We start from the raw sequence: 17,997 nt of genomic DNA on the forward strand, positions 1-17,997 counted from the left end.
GGCAGCGGTGGCGGGTTCGATATTCCCGGTGCCGACGATCCGGGCATGGAAGACTGGGCTGCGATGCTGCAGGCTGCCGATGGCGGTGCTGACGGTATCGATCGTGTCCTCAACCAGGACGAGATCGACAATCTCCTCGGCTTCGATGCGGCTGCGGCCAGCAATGTCGAACTCTCCGGCGTTCAGGCGCTGATCAATTCGGCGCTGGTGAGCTACGAACGCCTGCCGATGCTGGAAATCGTCTTCGATCGCCTCGTGCGACTGGCGACGACCTCGCTGCGCAATTTCACGTCGGACAACGTTGAAGTCTCGCTCGACTCCATCTCTTCGGTGCGGTTCGGCGACTATCTCAATTCCATTCCGCTGCCCGCGATCCTCTCGGTCATCAAGGCCGAGGAATGGGGCAATTACGGCCTCCTCACCGTCGACAGCAACCTCATCTATTCGATGATCGACGTGCTGCTCGGCGGGCGTCGCAGCGGCGGCAATGTCCGCGTCGAGGGTCGTCCCTATACGACCATCGAGATGGCGCTGGCGCAGCGCATGATCGAGCTGATCCTGGAAGACACTCACCGCGCATTCGAGCCGGTGACCCAGGTCAATTTCAAGCTCGAGCGCATGGAGAGCAACCCGCGTTTTGCGGCCATCTCCCGCCCGAACAACGCGGCCATCCTGATCGAACTCCGGATCGAGATGGACGACCGCGGTGGCAAGATCGAAATCCTGCTGCCCTACGCCACCATCGAGCCCATCCGCGACCAGCTGTTGCAAATGTTCATGGGCGAGAAATTCGGCCGCGACCCGATCTGGGAAGGTCACCTTGCGACCGAGATCTACCAGGCGGACGTCGAGATCGATGCCATCCTGCATGAGCAGGACCTGCCTCTGGCGCGCCTGATCAATATCAAACCGGGCGAGACGATCATGTTCGATCGTTCCCCGACGGATCCGATCCAGCTGCGCTGCGGCGACGTCGATCTCACCCAGGCCATTATGGGCCATATTGGAAATAATGTTTCGGTGCGCGTTACGCGCCCGCTCAGCCCGCCCAAGGTCACCATGGCGGCGTTTGAAGCGATTGATGAGTCTTTGGAAGGGCGATGATGTTGGATCTGTCTCTTGGCTTGATTATTGAAGGTGCCGTCGCCCTCTTGCTGGCGCTCACCATTGGCTATTGCGTCATCCTCAACCGTCGTCTGGTGCAATTGCATTCGGACCGCGACGCCCTGCGCCTCATGGTTGGCGATCTGGTCACGGCCACTGGCCTTGCCAATCAGGCCATCAAGGAACTCAAGGCAACGGCCGTCGAAGCCGACCTGGCGCTCAGCAGCCGTCTTGAGGAAGCCGAGCGCTTCGGCATCGAGCTTGCCAATCACGTCAATGCCGGCAATGCGCTGATGCAGCGGATTTCCAAGATCACCGCCGCCGCCCGCCGCGCGCCGACCCCGGTTGCTCCGCTTGACTTCGTTCCCGATGCGGAAGACCGCCAGGCCGTGAGCCCGACCAACAAGGTCCGCGCCGCGCTCGAGCAGCTGACGACCCGTGTGCAGAACCGTGGGGTTGCAGCGTGAACAACATCCGCCTGCTCCCAGTCGTCATCGTGGTGGTGGGCGCCCTGTTCGTGCTCAAGACAACCGGGCTCGTCACCCAGGGGCACTATGTCCTCTCGGGCGTGACGCCTGCAGCTGCCGCCGGTGGCGCAGCCGCCCCGGCCACTCCTGCGCCGCAGGATAGCCCTTCGGTCGGTCAGCCCACGCTGTCCGATGCAGCGCCGGTCATGTCCGACCAGGCGCCGACGCTTGAAGGCGCCGTGGCCCCTGTCAGCCACGATGCTCCGGCGGCCGATACCACGCTCGTCGCACAGCTCGATCCTGCTCTGCCCGTCGGGGAAACCACCCCGACTGCGGCGAACAGCGTGGCGATCGACAATGCCTGTGCGCCTCGCCCGACTGGCGAGCAGCAGGGTGGCCAGCTTACCATTGTTCCCGGCGGTTGCCCGACACCCGGCGATGCGCTTCCGCAGCTGGCAAGGCCCGGCGGCACGGTCGACATGGCGGTCGGCGATACCTCACTCACCGGCCAGGTCCTGCTCGACCGGCTGTCCGCCCGTCGCGCCGAGCTTGAAGCCTTCGAGCAGGAGCTGAGCGTCCGGGCTTCGCTGGTCGACGCTGCCGAGCGCCGGATCGAAGACCGCGCCTCGACGCTGGAAGCCCTCGAAGCCCAGATCGCTTCGCTGGTGGACGAGCGCAAGCGCCTCGAAGAAGAGCAGTTCGCCAGCATCGTCTCTATGTTCCAGACGATGAAGCCGAAGGACGCTGCGACCATTTTCGACGAGCTCGAGATCGATGTTCTGGTCCGCGTGGCCAAGCTGATGAGCCCGCGCCGGCTGGCTCCGGTGCTCGCCGAGATGAAGACCCCGAGAGCGCAGGAGCTGACCGTCCGGCTGGCGTCAGAGACCTCCGCCAATCCCGAGCTGATCCCGTCTGGCGACGTGGCGGCGCTCCCCCAGATCGTCGGCCAGTAAGGCCGGCACCATCGAAATCATCGGCCGCGGCGTCCCCAGGGGCGCCGCGGTTTTGTTTTGCCCAGCTCATCGGTGCCGGAGCCTGCCATCATGGTGCCCCGTAAGGCCATGTTAAGCATGCGGCCGTAGGGTTGGCGGCAAGTAGTTTTGTGTAACGCGTTGCTCCCGTGCCCGGCCTTCCGGTGTCGTCGCGGAGCGCGTTTAGTGTGTCGGGCGGGCTGTAGCCGTGAAAATCAGGTCGGGTTCAAGCTGGTTGCGGTCGCGGGCTATCCTGGCCGTGGCAACGCTGTCGGTCAGCATGGCGACCCTGTCGCTCGCCTGGGCACAGGAGCGCGGCCAGTTCTTCGCCACGCAGGAAGACGGCTATGGCCGACTGATCATCAGCTTCCCCGGTCGCGATACGCTCCCCGCCTATGATCTGCGCATGTCCAACAGCGTGCTGACCCTCACCTTCGAGGACCAGATCGCCATCGCCCTGCCAGACGTGGCATCCACCATGCCCGAATATCTGTCGGTGGCGCGCGTCGATGCCGACGGGAAGGGCATGCGTCTTGCCCTGCGCACGAACTTCAATTTCAATCCCACCGAAGCGGGCGACAAGCTCTTCATCGATCTCCTGCCTCAAAGCTGGCAGGGCATGCCGCCGGCGCTGCCGCAGGATGTTATCGACGAAATGGCCGCCAAGGCGGTGGTCGCCGCCCTGCGCGAAGACCAGATGCGCAAGGCGCAGGTGGTTGCCGAGCAGAACCCGCGCGCGACCGTCCGCCTCGGCCGCAACCCGACCTTCTACCGGCTGCAGTTCGACTGGACGATCCCCACCGGTGGCACCTTCGACTTCGCCGATGAAGCCGGCGCCATTGAGTTCGAGTGGCCGGTCGAAGTGGACATGCGCGAGGCGCGCATCGATCTGCCGCGCGAGATTGCCGATATCCGCAACGTCGTCACTCCGGATGGCAGCACGGTCTCGCTCAAATTTGCCAAGGGCGTCGAGCCACGGTTCTATGGGACCTCGCCCACCCAATATGTCCTCGACATCGATATCGAGGGGGAGGGGCTCCCCGAGCTGACGCCGGCCGCGTTGCTATCCGAGCAGGAAGCGCTGCCAGTGGCCGCGGCGTCGCTCGGCGGGGCTCCGGCCCAGCCCGTCGCCCAGACGCTCGATGCTGCCGCGCCGGCCCAGATCACCCCCTTCGTCACCATGCTCGGCAGCACGGTGCGCGTTGTCTTCCCGTTCGAGCAGGAAACGCCCGCTGCAGTATTCCGGCGCGGGGATTCGGTGTGGATGGTGTTCGACAGCCAGAGCCAGGTGGCGTCCCCGCCCGAGATGGGGCAGCTGCAGGCCATTGCCTCGGAATTCGTGTCGTCGAGCTCCGGCAATGACACACAGGTCGTGCGCATCGATCTCTCGCAGGACCGTCTGGCCACGCTCGGATCCGAAGGGCTGTCCTGGGTGCTCTCGCTCGGCGACGTGATGCTGGCGCCCACCGAGCCGGTAGAACTGGTGCGCCGCCGCGACATGCAGGGCGAGTTCGAAATGACCGCCAATATCGTGCGGCCCGCGCGGGTCCACGATTTTGCCGATCCGATGGTCGGCGATACGCTCAAGGTCGTCACCGCCTATCCGCCCGCCCGTGGCCTCACGCGCTCCTTCGACTATGTCGACTTTGCCGCCATGCGCAGCGTCCATGGCCTCGTGGTTCGCCCCAAGGCAGGCGATCTCGACGTCGAAATCGAAAACGCCCTCGCTGTCATCTCTTCGGGATCTGGGCTGACCGTCTCGCCGATCGAGACCCTGCGCCAGGATCAGGCCAGCACCACGCCGGCGAAACGGGCCAATTTTCTTGATCTCGCGCCCCTGGTCCAGGCCGACCCCGGCATTTTCGGTGTCCAGCGCGACCAGTATGAAGCTCTCGCAGCCGCCAGCGATGGTGTGTCGCGTGACACGGCGCGCCTTGATCTCGGCCTGTATTTCCTCGCCAACGGTCTCGCCCTTGAGGCGCTGGGCGTGTTCGAGGTAGCTGGATCGAGCCTGCGCGACAGTGCGCTTCGGCCGCGCATCGAGATGAGTCTTGCGGCCGCCAGCGTTGTGGCCGGTCGTCCGGCCGATGGTCTTGCCACGCTCAATGATCGCCGTTTCGATCAGGATGTCGACGCCATGTTCTGGCGCGCCATCGCGCGCACAGCGGTCAATGACTTTTCCGGCGCGCTCGCCGATGCCACCCAGGCCTATTCCATATCGGATGGTTATCCGTCCTGGCTGCGCGCCAAGTTCCAACTTGCCGCTATCCGCGCCGCCGTCGAGGAGCGCAATGAAGAGCGGGCCGCGGCCATGCTCGAGAGCGTCGATTTCGCCGATCTAGACACCAACCAGATTGCCGAATTCAACCTGTTGACCGGCCGTCTGGCTCAGGCTCAGGGCCGCCAGCAGCTGGCCCTCGATACCTATGGCCAGGTCATTGCCTCCGAAGTCCGGCCATCGCGCGCCGAGGCCGTCTACCGCACGCTGCAGATCCTTGACCAGCAGGGGCGCCTCGATGTCGCCCGCGGTACGCAGACCCTGTCGGCCGAAGCCATGCTCTGGCGCGGCGACCGGCTGGAAGCGAGCATGCAGGCCATGCTGGCAGACCTTCATTTCCGCACTGCCGACTACCGTGAAGGCTTTGAGGCCGTGAAGGCTGCGATCCTCAGCGATCCGGAAAGCCGCGAAGTTCAGGTGCTCAGCGACAGTGCGCAGCGCACCTTCACCGAGCTCTTCCTCCACGGCATGGCCGACAAGATGGCCCCCGTGGATGCGCTTGGCGTCTACTATGATTTCCAGCATCTGACCCCTGCCGGCGCGCAGGGCGACGAGATGATCCGCAATCTGGCGCGGCGTCTGGTGCGGGTCGATCTGCTCCCGCAGGCGATCGATCTCCTGCAGTACCAGCTCGACAACCGCCTGCGCGGCGTCGCGCGGACACAGGTCGCGACCGATCTGGCTGTGCTCTATCTCGCCAACCACAAGCCCGCCGAAGCCATGCGGGTGCTCAACGAATCGCGCCTGCCGGATCTGCCGGTGTCCATGGCGCGCCAGCGCCGCATCATCGAGGCCCGCGCCCTGATCGATGGTGGTCGCGACCAGCTGGCGCTCGACCTGCTGCGCGATCTCGAAGGGCAGGACATCGAGCTGATGCGCATCGACGCCCATTGGCAGGCCAAGCGCTATGTGCAGGCCGGGCAGGGCATCGAGGCCCTTTATGGAATGCAGGCTCTGGCCACGCCGCTCAGCAAGCCGGCGCGTCTCAACATCATCCAGGCCGGTGTCGGCTATGTCCTCGTCGGTGATGCTGCCGCCACCGCGCGCCTGCGGGCCAAATATTCGGACGCCATGGTCAATTCGCCGGAATGGCCGATCTTCGACTTCATCACCGGCCCGATCGAAGTGACGAGCAATGAGTTCAAGCAGGTCGCGGCCCAGATCGCGGCGCGCGATGGCCTGGACCTCTTCCTTACCGCCTACCGGGAAACCTATGAAAGCGAGGGTGCCCTGGCCCCGGTAGCCAAGACCGATGAACTCGGGCTGACGACCGAAGGCTAGGACTGCTCGACCGGTCGGCCTGGTCCGCTATGTATTGAAACTGCGGACCAGCGAGCCGACGACCAGATACCAGCCGTCCACAAGCACGAAGAAGATCAGCTTGAACGGCAGCGAGATCACCACCGGCGGCAGCATCATCATACCCATGGCCATCAGCACCGAGGCCACGACCATGTCGATGATGACGAAGGGCAGGAACAAGAGAAAGCCGATTTCGAAGGCGCGGCGCAGTTCCGAAATCAAAAAGGCCGGGATCAGCAGCTGCAGGGGGATGGCTTCCGGCTCGGCCGGGATGTCGGCTTCCGTCAGATCATAAAAGAGCTGCAGGTCCTGCTCGCGCACGTTGAATCGCATGAATTCATGCAGCGGCGCTGCCGTCAGCTCGAAAGCCTCTGCAAACTCGATCTCATTGGCCATGAGGGGCGCGATGCCCTGGTCATAGCTCTGCTGCAGCGTCGGCTGCATGATGAAGAAGGTCAGGAACAGCGCCAGCGAGATCATCACCGAGTTCGGTGGCGCGGTCTGCAGGCCGATGGCCGTGCGCAGGAGCGACAGCACCACCACGATGCGGGTGAAGCTCGTCACCATCACGAGGATGGACGGTGCCAGCGACAGCACCGTGATCATGCCGATCAGCTGTACCGCACGGTCAACCAGGGCCGTGTCGTTGCCGAAATCGAGCGACAGTTCCTGGGCCTGGGCAATGCCGGCGGCGCCCAGCAGGGCTAGCCCTGCCAGGCCGACAACCAGCAGGGCGCGTTGGCCCGGGATCTGAAAGAACCTAGAGGCTCTTGGCTTCGCTCTGCTTGGTCTGGTCAAGGCCTAGCCCTTCATTGGCCTGATCTGTTTCCATCTCTTTAACTGAGTCGAGTGCCGGCTCGGGCGAAATGTCGGGTTTATACCCGTCTGCTGCCGGCTCCTGCGGGCTGACAGGGCGAAGAAGGCCGGTGTGACGCAGCGAACGAGGTGCCGCGCCATTCTTTGGCTTGGCGTCGCGCAGGCGATCGAGATTGCCCGACGGGCCGGCCGCGACCGCCGAGGCCGGTGCGATTGTCGGCTTTGCGTCGGCAGATTTAGCCTCGGTGGGGGCAGGGCCGGGGCGGCGAGCTCCCATGAACGGCACCGGGCGACGGGTCGGCTGCACGGCCGGGGGCTCTTCGACGGCGATGCCGGTTTCGATCACCACATCCTGCGGGCCGCCAGTCAGAATCAGGTGCTCGACATTGTCGCGCCGGATGACCAGCAGCTGTCGCTTCTGGTCGACAACAAGGCTGTCGACGATGGCGAGGCGCCGGTTTCGGCCACGCGGGCCCTGAGTCGAAACCTTGAAGATCAGCTTGAGCAGCCACACGCCGAGCACGATCAGAACGATGACGGCGCCGAGGGCAAAGATGGCGGTCAGATAAGTATTGCCGCCGACTCCACCGAAAAGGCTGGTGATGAACTGCACCTAAAAATTCTCCTGTTTAGATGGCCAACGAATCCCTGCTGGCACTTTCTGCCCACCCAAATCAGCCAATCTTGCAAATTGCGAGGCAAGGTAGGTCAGTCTTACCGGGTGATTAACTGTTCGTTAACCCTAAATGGGCAGGATTTGCCTATACAAATTGGACTCGGGAACGCCTCACTATGGGCATTATGGATCTGCCGGTTTTTGCGGCGCTGACGGACAAGATGCGTTGGCATCAGGCGCGTCAAGGCCTGCTGGCCGAAAACGTGGCCAATGCCGACAATCCCGGGTTCAGGGGTCGTGACCTCAAGCACTATAATTTTGCCGACCGCGTCGGCCAGGTGAAGGCACCCGTTGTGTCCACCATGGCCACCCAGCCGCGCCATTTCAGCACCTCGATTGGCGGCCCTGACGGGTTTGCAGACCAGAAGATGGCCAATTTCGAGGTCACCCCGCGCGGCAATGGCATCACGCTCGAAGACGAGATGATGAAGGTCACCAATAATTTGATGGATTACCAGGCCGCCACCAACATTTACCAGAAATCGGTCCGCATCCTGCGCACCGCCATGGGCAAGACGGCGTAAGGACAGGATAGATGGATTTCAGCTCTTCCATTCGCATCGCGGCAACAGGGCTCCATGCCCAATCGGCGCGCATGCGTGTCATCGCGGAAAACATCGCGAACGCCGATTCGACCGCGACCACGGTCGATGGCGACCCCTACCGCCGTCGCGTGCCGACCTTCCTGACGACCTACAACAATGAAGTGGGTGGTCGCACGGTCAAGATGGGCAAGGTGGCCCTCGACAACAGCGATTTTACGCCGCGCTACGAGCCGGGCCATCCGGCCGCCGACACCAATGGCTATGTGCAATATCCCAACGTCAACACGCTGATCGAGACGATGGATATGCGCGAAGCCCAGCGCAGCTACGAAGCAAATCTCAACGTGGTTTCTGTCTCTCGCCAGATGCTCGGGCAAACGCTCGACATCCTGCGCGGTTGATTTTCTAGGAGCGTCAAATGGCTTCCACCCCCTTTAATATTGCGGCAGCTGCCTACGGCAATGCCAGCCGCCTGTCTGTTCGTCCTGATGCCGATAGCGCCGCCAATTCGGTCGCTGCCGGTCCCAACTTCGCGCAGATGCTGGCCCAGAGCGTCCAGGGCGTCGTAGAGGGCCGCTCCGCGGACCCGATGAGCATCGCCATGATGGGCGACGCCGCGAGCCTCATGCTCCAGCAGGCCGCCCTGCCGGGCGCGCAGCTCGGCACCGCGACGGCTCAGCAGGGCAATGATTTCGCCAATATGCTGGCCCAGAGCGTCCAGGGCGTCGTCAATACCGGCCGCGCCTCCGAGCAGATGTCGATGGATGTGGTCAACGGCAAGGGCAATGTGGTCGACATGGTCACCGCGCTCAGCCAGACCGAAATCGCCATCGAAAGCATCGTTACCATCCGCGATCGCGTCATTGCCTCCTATGAGGAAATCATGCGGATGCCGATCTGATCGCCATGAAATGACTGGGGCTGCGGCATCGCAGCCCACAATTGCCTGCTGAACCGGGCGGGGAATCAGCTACCATTCCGCCATTGACCGCGGCGGAGGCGGTAGACATGACCGGCGCCGAAGCTCTCGACATTGCCAGCCAGGGCATCTGGACACTGATCATCGTGTCTCTGCCCATGATGATCGTGGGCCTGTTGGTCGGCGTCGTCATTGCGCTGTTCCAGGCGCTGACGCAGATCCAGGAAATGACCCTGGTCTTCGTTCCCAAGATCATCGCCATCTTCATCACCATGCTGCTCGTCCTGCCCTTCATGGGGGCGACGCTGTCGGCCTATATGATGCGCGTGGTCGATATGATTATCGTCGGCGGGTAATGTTCAACCTGAGCCTCGACTGGGGCCCGGCCGCTGCATTCACCTACATGATGCTGTTCGCGCGCATCGGCGCGCTGCTGATGCTTATGCCGGCGCTGGGCGAACAGACCATTCCCATGCGCATGCGCCTTACCTTCGCGCTGCTGCTGACCCTCGTGCTCTATCCGCTGCTGTCCGACCTCATCCCGCCCTATCCCACCAATATGGTGGGGCTGCTGGAACTGCTCTTTCATGAGCTTGCCGTGGGCTTGGTGATCGGGGCCATCATCCGCATCACTGTCATGGCCACCCAGGTAGCGGGCGCCATCGTCGCCTTCCAGACCGGCCTCAGCGGTGCCATGGCCGCCGACCCGACGCTCCAGGGCATGCAGAGTGCGGTCTTTGCCAGCTTTCTGTCCTTCCTCGGCGTGGCGCTGATCTTCGCCACCGACCTCCACCACGTCGCGCTCGCCGCGATCTACGACAGCTATGCAGTGTTTACGCCGACCGCCCCGCTGATGGGAGAGGATGCGCTGCAACTGGCGCTGCAGACAGTCGCCGGAGCGTTCGGCGTCGGGGTGCAGATGTCGGCGCCCTTCATCGTCTTCGGCCTCGTGTTCAACCTTGGTGCCGGCATCCTGGCGCGCCTCATGCCGCAATTGCAGGTCTATTTCGTGCTCATGCCCGCCAATATTCTGGCGGGCCTCGTGCTGTTTGCCCTGCTGCTCACCATGATGATGGGCTGGTATCTCACCGCGTTTGAAAATCATCTTGCGATGTGGCGAGGCTAGCCATGTCGATCGCCCCAGCCATTTGCTGTCCGCGATGCGCACCAGAGGTGAGGGCGCTGCCCCATGTCTGACGCACCCGACAAGGACAGTAAAACAGAAGACCCCTCCCAGAAAAAACTGGAGGATGCTCACAAGAAGGGCGATGTCGCCAAGAGCCAGGAAGTCACCACGCTCTTCATGCTGGTCGGCACGGCGATCATTTTCTCATCCATGGCGCCCTGGGTGGCCGCCGAAGTCAGCGCCTCGCTCCGCCTCGTCCTGATGAACGCCGACCAGTTCGACGTCGATGGCTCGGGCTTTGCCGGCTTCGTCACCGGCCTTGGCATGTCGCTGATCGGCGTCATCCTCGCCCCGCTCGGCGTGCTCTATCTCTGCGGTCTGCTGGCCAATCTCGTGCAGCACCGGCCGCTGCTCTCTACCGAGCCGATCACCCCAAAGCTCTCCAAGATTTCGCCGCTTGCCGGCGCCAAGCGCCTGTTTTCCATCGATGCGCTGATCAATTTCGGCAAAGGGCTGATCAAGATCAGCGTCGTCGGCCTCGTGGTGTTCCTCGTGTGCTGGCCGGAGCGTGATCGCCTCGAAACCATGATGACGGCCGACCCGGTGATGATCCTGCTCGATGTGCAGGAGATGGCGGTCAAGATCATCACGGCTGTGCTGCTGGTCGTCACCCTCATCGCTGCTGCGGACTATTTTTACGTCCGCCAGAAGTGGTGGAAGCGGCAGATGATGACCGTCCAGGAGACGCGTGACGAATACAAGCAGATGGAAGGCGACCCGCACGTAAAGGGGCGTATCCGCCAGCTGCGCCAGGAAAAGGCGCGCAAGCGCATGATGCAGGCGGTGCCCGATTCCACCGTGGTTATTACCAACCCGACCCACTATGCCGTGGCGCTCAAATACGAAAAAAACATGCCGGCGCCGATCTGCGTGGCCAAGGGCGTCGATGCCGTGGCCCTGCGTATCCGCCTCGTCGCCAAGGATGCGGACGTGCCGATCATCGAGAACCCGCCGCTGGCGCGTGCCCTCTTTGCTTCGGTCGATGTCGACCAGATGATTCCGGCCGATCATTACAAGGCGGTCGCCGAAATCATCGGCTTCGTCATGCGCCTCAAGAAGTCGAGCAGCTGGCGCGCCTGAAACGCGTGTAGCGCGTTATCGCGCCGCTATTTTCGGGCAGGTAGCAGTCCTGAGGCAAAAACCCTGCTAATGTTGAAAACCGCCTTCGCACTCCCATGTGCGCGGGCCATTTGATAGACCTTGTATGTCCCGATTCGGGTCACATCTCGTGCTGGAGCGTTTCCTCATGGCCACAACGCCACTTGGCGAGGGCAGCTACCCCGATCCGGTTCTGGCATCGTCGCGCAGTGGCGCCGGATTGTGGCGGGTTGTGGCACTCGGCGTTTTCCTCGTGGCCATGGCCGCCGGCTTTGCCCTGTTCGGTGACCGGATCCCTGCAGAACTGGTGATGACCTTTGTTGGCATCCTGGCCGTCGCCGGGGTGTTTTTCATGTTCGGCCTTGCCGCCGGACTGTTCCGCTTCTCCGGTGCCGAAGAGCGCCGCACCATCGCCAATGCCGTCATCGACAGCGCCGGACGCGGCATTGTCGTGGCCGATCGCGATGGCAAGATCTCTTACGTCAATTCCAGCTACGGCAGCTTCCCCGGTGCCCTGCACAATGGCCTGCCGGTGAGCGTGCCGCGCCTTTTTGCCGGCCATGCCGACGCCAGCGAAGCCATTTATCGCCTTGTGCGCGCCGCCAAGGATGGCCGCAGCGCCGCCGAAAACATCCGTATCATGGGTGGGCTGGGCGCCGCGCCGGACGATTCCGCGCGCGCCTTTACCTATAAGGTCTCCGTGCGCTCGCTGCCCGAGACCGATGACGCCAATAAGCCCATGGTCGCCTGGACCATCGAGGACATCACACGCGACCGCGAGAGCAATGAAACCGCTTTCCGCGACCTGCAGCGCGCCATCGACTATCTCGATCATTCGCCCTCCGGCTTTTTCTCCGCCGATGCCCAGGGCCGTATCCAATATCTTAATTCGACCCTCGCCGATTGGCTGGGCTATGACCTTGCCGAGTTCAACGCCGGCCATCTCCGCCTCGAGGACGTGGTGCGTGGGGACGGTTCCTCGCTCCTGATGCGTGGCCGCCGCGACGGCGAAATCCGCACCGAAATCATCGATATCGACCTCGTGCGCCGCAATGGTACGACGCTGCCGGTGCGCCTCCTCCATCGCGCCGCGCGTCTGGCCGACGGCGAGCTGGGCGAGACCCGGACCCTCGTGCTCGACATGTCGAGTGCCCCCGATACCGAAGAAGAACTGCGCGCCGCCGAAGTGCGGTTTTCGCGCTTTTTCAACGACACACCCTTTGCCATTGCGACGCTCGACAGCGCGGGCAGGGTGGTGCGCACCAATGCTCCGTTCGGCCGCATCTTCCGCTGGTCGGGCGAGGAAAAGACCGTCGAACTGCAGCCGCTGCGCGATCTCATCGGCGAAGGCAGCCGCGACAAGCTGGACCGGGCCATCGCCGATGCCATGGCCCAGCAGTCCGAGGTCGAGCCCGTCGATGCGCTGTTGAGCGCCGAGGGCGATCACGCCGTCCGCCTTTATATCTCCGCCTCCGAGAGCAGCGCCGGCTCGCCCGAGCAGGTCAATGTCTATGCCCTCGACATGACCGACCAGCGCAAGCTCGAAGCCCAGTTCGCCCAGAGCCAGAAGATGCAGGCCGTTGGCCAGCTCGCTGGCGGCGTGGCGCACGACTTCAACAATCTCCTCACCGCCATCATCGGCTTCTCCGATCTGCTGCTGCTCAAGCACAAGCCGGGCGATCCGTCCTTCAACGAGCTCATGCAGATCAAGCAGAACGCCAATCGCGCTGCCGGTCTCACCCGTCAGCTCCTGGCCTTCTCGCGCCGCCAGACGTTGCGCCCGCAGGTGCTCGAGCTGCCGCTGATCGTCGATGACCTGACGGTCCTCCTCAAGCGCATGATCGGCGAGAAGAACCATCTTGGCGTCGAGCATGGTCGCAATATCTGGCCGGTCCGCGCCGATGTGGTCCAGCTCGAACAGGTCATCATCAACCTCGTGGTCAATGCCCGCGACGCCATGCCGGACGGCGGTTCGATCACCGTGCGCACCAGCAATATCTCTGAAGCCGAGGCTGCCAGCCTGCGCTTTGATGGCCTGGCGCCCGCCGATTATGTGCTGATCGACGTCGAGGACACCGGCACCGGCATGAGCCCGGAAGTGCTGCAGAAAATCTTCGAGCCCTTCTTCACCACCAAGGAGCTGGGCAAGGGCACGGGCCTTGGTCTCTCGACCGTCTATGGCATCGTCAAGCAGACCGAAGGTTTTATCTATCCGGTCTCGACCGTGGGCGTCGGCACCACCTTCAAAATCTTCCTGCCCCGCTATGTGCCGACCGAGGCCGAACTCGCCGCCAAGGTTGCCGCGGCGACGGCCCCGGCCAAGGATCTCACCGGCCACGAGCGCATCCTGCTCGTCGAGGACGAGGAGAGCGTGCGTGCCTTCTCCGCTCGCGCCCTGCGCGCCACCGGCTATGAAGTGTTCGAGGCCGATGGCGGTGACGAGGCGATCGAAGTGCTCGAGGACATCGACTACAAGGTCGATCTCGTCATCTCCGACGTGGTCATGCCCGAAATGGATGGCCCGACGCTGCTCAAGCACATCCGCGAGAAAATGCCCGAGCTCAAGGTCATCTTCGTCTCCGGCTATGCTGAGGAAAGCGTGCGTCGCGACATTTCCGACGATCAGAGCGTCGACTTCCTGCCAAAGCCCTATTCGCTCGACCAGATCAATTCCAAGGTCAAGGAAGTCCTCCGCCGCATCGACAAGTCGGATTGATCGCCATGCCCACCTCTTGCCCCAGAGCTGGAGGCCTTGGCGATGAGTGATTATCCGCGTCCCGCCGGCGTGTCCGAGCGCAATGTGCTCGGCGAGGCCCTGCAGCCCTGTTCGGACGATCCTCTTACAGGGTTCTTTCGCTCCGGCTACTGCGCCGCGGGGCCAGATAACGCCGCGCAGCATCTCATCTGCATCGCAGCCACCGACGCCTTCCTCGCCTATTCGGCGAGCGCCGGAAACGACCTCTCCACCCCGCGTCCGGAATATGGTTTTACCGGCCTCGTCCCCGGCAATCGCTGGTGTCTCCTGGCCGGCCGCTGGATGCAGGCGCATGAAGTGGGCCAGGCGCCGCGCGTATATCTGCGCTCCACCAACGAGGCCGTTCTCGGCCTCATTCCGCTCGACATTCTAAAGGCTTACGCGCTGGACCTTAACTAGAGAGTCCGGCAATCGGCGTGCCTTCGGCCAGCAGCCCCTTGTCCATCAGGGTCGACCAGAGCGCATCCGGAATAGCCTCATCCCACCAGGCCAGAATGCCATCCAGTTCCTCGGGCGAGCGTGGGCCGGGAAGCACATTGCACACCGCCGGATGGGCCAGCGGAAATTGCAGCGCCGCCGCCGGCAGCGATACACCGAACTCCTGGCACACCGCCGCAATGGCCCGCACCTTGCTGACAATTTCTTCGGGCGCCCGCGCATAGTTGAAGCGATCGCCGCCCGCCAGAATGCCCGAATTGAATGGCCCACCCACCACCACCGACGCGCCGCGTTCGACGCAGGTGGAGAGGAACGGGCTCAGCGAGGTCTGCTCCAGCAGCGTATAGCGCCCGGCAAGCAGGAACACGTCCCAATCGCCCAGCGCAAAGGCGTCCATCAGCACCTGCCACTCGTTGACGCCCAGCCCGATGGCCTTCACCAGCCCGCCTTCGCGCAATTCGCGCAGCGCCCGATAGCCGCCGGTCTCGAACTGCTGCCACAGCGGCCTGTTGGCCTCCACGCCATGAGTTCCGGCGCCGATGTCGTGGACATAAAGAACATCGATCTTTTCGAGCCCCAGCCGCTGCAGGCTGTCCTCGAACGAGCGCATGACCCCGTCATAGGAATAGTCATAAACCTCGCGGAACGGCAGGGGATCGACCCATTCGTCGCGCCGCCAATCGGTGCCATGCACCGGGCGCAGCAGGCGACCCACCTTGGTGGACAGCACCATGCCCTCGCGCGCTTCGCGCAGCGCGTCGCCAACAATATGTTCCGAGCGCCCGAACCCATAATGCGGAGCAGTATCGACATAATTGATGCCGAGATCGACGGCATGGCGCACCAGCGCGCGACCCTGTTCAGCCGGCACGGCATTGTAGTTCCCGGCCAGCGAAGCGCCGCCCAGGCCCAGTGTCGTGACCATCAGATCCGTCCGGCCAACAGGCCGTTTTTCAAAGCTGCGCGCGCTCATAAAGGGGTCTCCTCACCGGGCAAATAACTGACATGTTAGTTGCCCGGCGTAAAGCGCGCGGTGTTCGGCGTCCTAGTAGAGCCCGTTGATCAGCACCGGCTTTTCGGCTTCGACGCGCACCGGATTGCGCAGTTTCAAGCCAAACTGGGCCTCCTCGATCTCGAAAATATCGTCCTGCCGTGTCGAAATTCCGTCGGCAAAGCTCAGGGTCGCCGTGCCGAACATATGCACATGCACATCGCCCGGCTGGCGGAACAGCTCATATTTGAAGTGGTGATATTCGAGATTGGCGATGGTGTGGCTCATATTGTCCTCGCCGGAGAGGAACGGCTTTTCCCAGATCACCTGGCCGTCGCGGATGATGCGCGACTTGCCTTCGATATGGCCCGGCAGATCGCCCACGCGCAGCTCCGGCCCGAACGAGCAGGCGCGCAGCTTGGAATGGGCGAGAAAGAGATAATTGACCCGCTCGGTCACGTGATCGGAAAATTCATTGGCCAGCGTAAAGCCCAGGCGGCGCGGCTGGCCGTGGCTGTCGATCACATAAATGCCGGCGATCTCCGGCTCTTCGCCGGCGTCGAGCGCAAAGGACGGGGAGGGGATCGGGTGGCCGGGATTGGCGACAATATTGCCATTGCCCTTGTAGAACCATTCCGGCTGTACGCCGCGCTGGCCGGCCGTCGGCTTGCCGCCCTCGAGGCCCATGCGGAACATTTTCATGCTGTCGGTCAGCTCGGCCTCGGGCTTGTCGCCATTAGCCTTGTGCATGGCGTCGCGTGTTGCCGCCGAACCAAGATGGGTGAGGCCGGTGCCGGTCACATGCAGATGCGCCCTGTCTGGGTGATCGATCGGCGCCAGCAGCCGTCCCTCGGACAGCAGCGCAGCCTTGTCGACTGCGGCGCCAATCCCGCGCTGGTCGACGATATCAGCCAGGCTCTGTGTCGCGCCGATTGCGGCCAGCGCCAGTTCATAGACCGTGCTCGTGCCTTCGACGCGGCGCGTTTCGCCATTGCGGGTCACCCCGACGGCGCGGGCGCCATTGTCGTCAAAAAACTGAATAAGATGCATGGCCTGAAATCCTCGTCCCATTTGCCCCAGCGTCGGGCCCGCGCATAAAACGCAAGAGCCCGCAAACTGTCCAGTCAAAAATCATACTTTTGCAACCGCTCGGTGGACCTTGGGGGAATCATGACAAGCCGGAGGCTGTGGGGGGATAAGCGGGATGTTCTCTTTTTGTCTCTTGACAGGACTGAAACAAAATGAGAACAAATGCGGCACAGGTGCAAAACAAGGCTCTCTCATTCCAGCGCGTTTGCGCAGCCTTCGAGAGCGTGAAATAAGGAGAGAAACTCATGGCTAGCTCGCCGCTTCGCGTTGTTGAAGGTGGATCAATGGATAAGGATAAGGCTCTTGCTGCGGCATTGAGCCAGATCGAACGCAATTTCGGCAAGGGCTCGATCATGCGCCTCGGCGAGGCGTCTTCGATCGAGGTGGAGTCGATCTCGACCGGTTCGCTCGGTCTGGATATCGCGCTCGGTATTGGTGGTCTTCCCAAGGGCCGCATCGTTGAAATTTTTGGGCCAGAAAGCTCGGGCAAGACGACGCTGGCGCTCCACGTCATCGCCGAAGCCCAGCGCAAGGGTGGCATCTGCGCCTTTGTCGACGCCGAGCATGCGCTCGACCCGATCTATGCCCGCAAGTTGGGCGTCAATGTCGATGATTTGCTGATCTCCCAGCCCGACGCTGGCGAACAGGCTCTCGAAATCACCGACACGCTGGTGCGTTCTGGCGCAATCGACGTTCTCGTCGTCGACTCGGTTGCAGCGCTCACCCCGCGCGCCGAACTCGAAGGCGAAATGGGCGACAGCCTGCCGGGCCAGCAGGCTCGCCTGATGAGCCAGGCCATGCGCAAGCTCACCGGCTCGATCTCGAAGTCCAAGTGCCTCGTCATCTTCATCAACCAGATCCGCATGAAGATCGGCGTGATGTACGGCTCGCCTGAAACCACGACGGGCGGTAATGCGCTCAAGTTCTACGCCTCGGTGCGTCTCGACATCCGCCGTATCGGCGCCCTCAAGGACCGCGAGGAAGTCGTCGGCAACCAGACCCGTGTCAAGGTCGTCAAGAACAAGCTGGCTCCGCCGTTCCGTCAGGTCGAATTCGACATCATGTATGGCGAAGGCATTTCCAAGACCGGCGAACTGCTCGATCTTGGCGTCAAGTCCGGTATCGTGGACAAGGCCGGCGCCTGGTTCTCCTGGGAAAGCCAACGTCTGGGGCAGGGGCGTGAAAATGCCCGCCAGTTCCTCAAGGACAATCCCGAGATCGCCAACACGATCGAGCAAGGGGTTCGCGAAAGCTCCGGCCTTCTCGGTGAAGTCCTTCTCGTTGCCGGCGGCGGCGCGGAAGACGACTCCAGCAGCGACGAATAGTCTTCTCTTGTTCTCCCATGCAGACCTTCAGACCTCC

The 17,997-nt window shown here is 62.9% G+C and carries 17 protein-coding genes; 13 read left to right on the top strand and 4 right to left on the bottom strand.

The genetic code is table 11. From position 1 onward, the window contains the following. Positions 1–45: 45 nt before the first annotated feature. From fliM to NYQ88_RS08600, 4 genes are all read left to right on the top strand, one after another. The gene (gene fliM / locus NYQ88_RS08585; RefSeq protein ID WP_275654879.1) at positions 46–1,104 is read left to right on the top strand and encodes a flagellar motor switch protein FliM; all 1,059 of its coding nucleotides are present in this window, start codon (positions 46–48) and stop codon (positions 1,102–1,104) included. Then, the gene (locus NYQ88_RS08590) at positions 1,101–1,571 is read left to right on the top strand and encodes a DUF6468 domain-containing protein (protein ID WP_275654518.1); all 471 of its coding nucleotides are present in this window, start codon (positions 1,101–1,103) and stop codon (positions 1,569–1,571) included. Before fliM ends, NYQ88_RS08590 begins: the two co-directional genes overlap by 4 nt. Next, complete coding sequence (locus NYQ88_RS08595; RefSeq protein ID WP_275654519.1) at positions 1,568–2,524, top strand: hypothetical protein; 957 nt, start codon at positions 1,568–1,570, stop codon at positions 2,522–2,524. Before NYQ88_RS08590 ends, NYQ88_RS08595 begins: the two co-directional genes overlap by 4 nt. A 226-nt stretch (positions 2,525–2,750) precedes the next feature. After that, positions 2,751–6,101: a hypothetical protein gene (locus tag NYQ88_RS08600; protein ID WP_275654520.1), complete on the top strand. Its 3,351-nt coding sequence runs from the start codon at positions 2,751–2,753 to the stop codon at positions 6,099–6,101. A 27-nt stretch (positions 6,102–6,128) separates the two neighbouring features. On the opposite strand, the gene fliP is transcribed toward NYQ88_RS08600, so the two are convergent. Further along, entirely contained in the window at positions 6,129–6,854 is a 726-nt protein-coding gene (fliP, locus tag NYQ88_RS08605; protein WP_275654880.1) for a flagellar type III secretion system pore protein FliP, read from the bottom strand. Between the two features lie 28 nt (positions 6,855–6,882). Continuing rightward, a complete protein-coding gene (locus NYQ88_RS08610) occupies positions 6,883–7,551 on the bottom strand; it encodes a flagellar biosynthetic protein FliO (protein ID WP_275654521.1) in 669 nt (222 codons plus the stop codon). Positions 7,552–7,730: 179 nt separating this feature from the next. On the opposite strand from NYQ88_RS08610, the gene NYQ88_RS08615 reads away from it, so the two are divergent. The 8 genes from NYQ88_RS08615 (at position 7,731) to NYQ88_RS08650 (ending at position 14,516) form a co-directional block, all read left to right on the top strand. After that, positions 7,731–8,138 carry a flagellar basal-body rod protein FlgB gene (locus NYQ88_RS08615; protein ID WP_275654522.1) on the top strand — a complete coding sequence of 136 codons (408 nt, stop codon included), beginning with the start codon at positions 7,731–7,733 and terminating at the stop codon, positions 8,136–8,138. Between the two features lie 11 nt (positions 8,139–8,149). Then, complete coding sequence (gene flgC, locus NYQ88_RS08620; RefSeq protein ID WP_275654523.1) at positions 8,150–8,560, top strand: flagellar basal body rod protein FlgC; 411 nt, start codon at positions 8,150–8,152, stop codon at positions 8,558–8,560. A gap of 17 nt (positions 8,561–8,577) precedes the next feature. Beyond that, positions 8,578–9,060: a flagellar hook-basal body complex protein FliE gene (locus NYQ88_RS08625; protein ID WP_275654524.1), complete on the top strand. Its 483-nt coding sequence runs from the start codon at positions 8,578–8,580 to the stop codon at positions 9,058–9,060. A 107-nt stretch (positions 9,061–9,167) separates the two neighbouring features. Beyond that, on the top strand, positions 9,168–9,434 hold the full coding sequence (gene fliQ / locus NYQ88_RS08630; RefSeq protein ID WP_275654525.1) for a flagellar biosynthesis protein FliQ: 267 nt from the start codon (positions 9,168–9,170) through the stop codon (positions 9,432–9,434). After that, a complete protein-coding gene (gene fliR / locus NYQ88_RS08635; RefSeq protein WP_275654526.1) occupies positions 9,434–10,204 on the top strand; it encodes a flagellar biosynthetic protein FliR in 771 nt (256 codons plus the stop codon). Before fliQ ends, fliR begins: the two co-directional genes overlap by 1 nt. Before the next feature lie 63 nt (positions 10,205–10,267). Continuing rightward, the gene (flhB, locus tag NYQ88_RS08640) at positions 10,268–11,344 is read left to right on the top strand and encodes a flagellar biosynthesis protein FlhB (RefSeq protein WP_275654527.1); all 1,077 of its coding nucleotides are present in this window, start codon (positions 10,268–10,270) and stop codon (positions 11,342–11,344) included. Between the two features lie 166 nt (positions 11,345–11,510). Beyond that, complete coding sequence (locus tag NYQ88_RS08645) at positions 11,511–14,078, top strand: PAS domain-containing sensor histidine kinase (RefSeq protein WP_275654528.1); 2,568 nt, start codon at positions 11,511–11,513, stop codon at positions 14,076–14,078. Positions 14,079–14,120: 42 nt separating this feature from the next. After that, positions 14,121–14,516, top strand: a complete 396-nt coding sequence (locus NYQ88_RS08650; protein ID WP_275654529.1) for a DUF2237 domain-containing protein — start codon at positions 14,121–14,123, stop codon at positions 14,514–14,516. Here NYQ88_RS08650 and NYQ88_RS08655 read toward each other — a convergent pair. Beyond that, positions 14,509–15,528 carry an aldo/keto reductase gene (locus NYQ88_RS08655; RefSeq protein ID WP_275654530.1) on the bottom strand — a complete coding sequence of 340 codons (1,020 nt, stop codon included), beginning with the start codon at positions 15,526–15,528 and terminating at the stop codon, positions 14,509–14,511. The two genes, NYQ88_RS08650 and NYQ88_RS08655, sit on opposite strands and share 8 nt — an antisense overlap. Before the next feature lie 72 nt (positions 15,529–15,600). Further along, the gene (gene araD1, locus NYQ88_RS08660) at positions 15,601–16,596 is read right to left on the bottom strand and encodes an AraD1 family protein (protein ID WP_275654531.1); all 996 of its coding nucleotides are present in this window, start codon (positions 16,594–16,596) and stop codon (positions 15,601–15,603) included. A 284-nt stretch (positions 16,597–16,880) separates the two neighbouring features. Here araD1 and recA point away from each other — a divergent pair, with 284 nt between their 5' ends. Beyond that, positions 16,881–17,960: a recombinase RecA gene (recA, locus tag NYQ88_RS08665; RefSeq protein WP_275654532.1), complete on the top strand. Its 1,080-nt coding sequence runs from the start codon at positions 16,881–16,883 to the stop codon at positions 17,958–17,960. The last annotated feature ends 37 nt before the right edge of the window (positions 17,961–17,997 follow it).

Origin of the sequence: Devosia sp. SD17-2, assembly GCF_029201565.1 — a bacterium.
GTDB lineage: Bacteria > Pseudomonadota > Alphaproteobacteria > Rhizobiales > Devosiaceae > Devosia.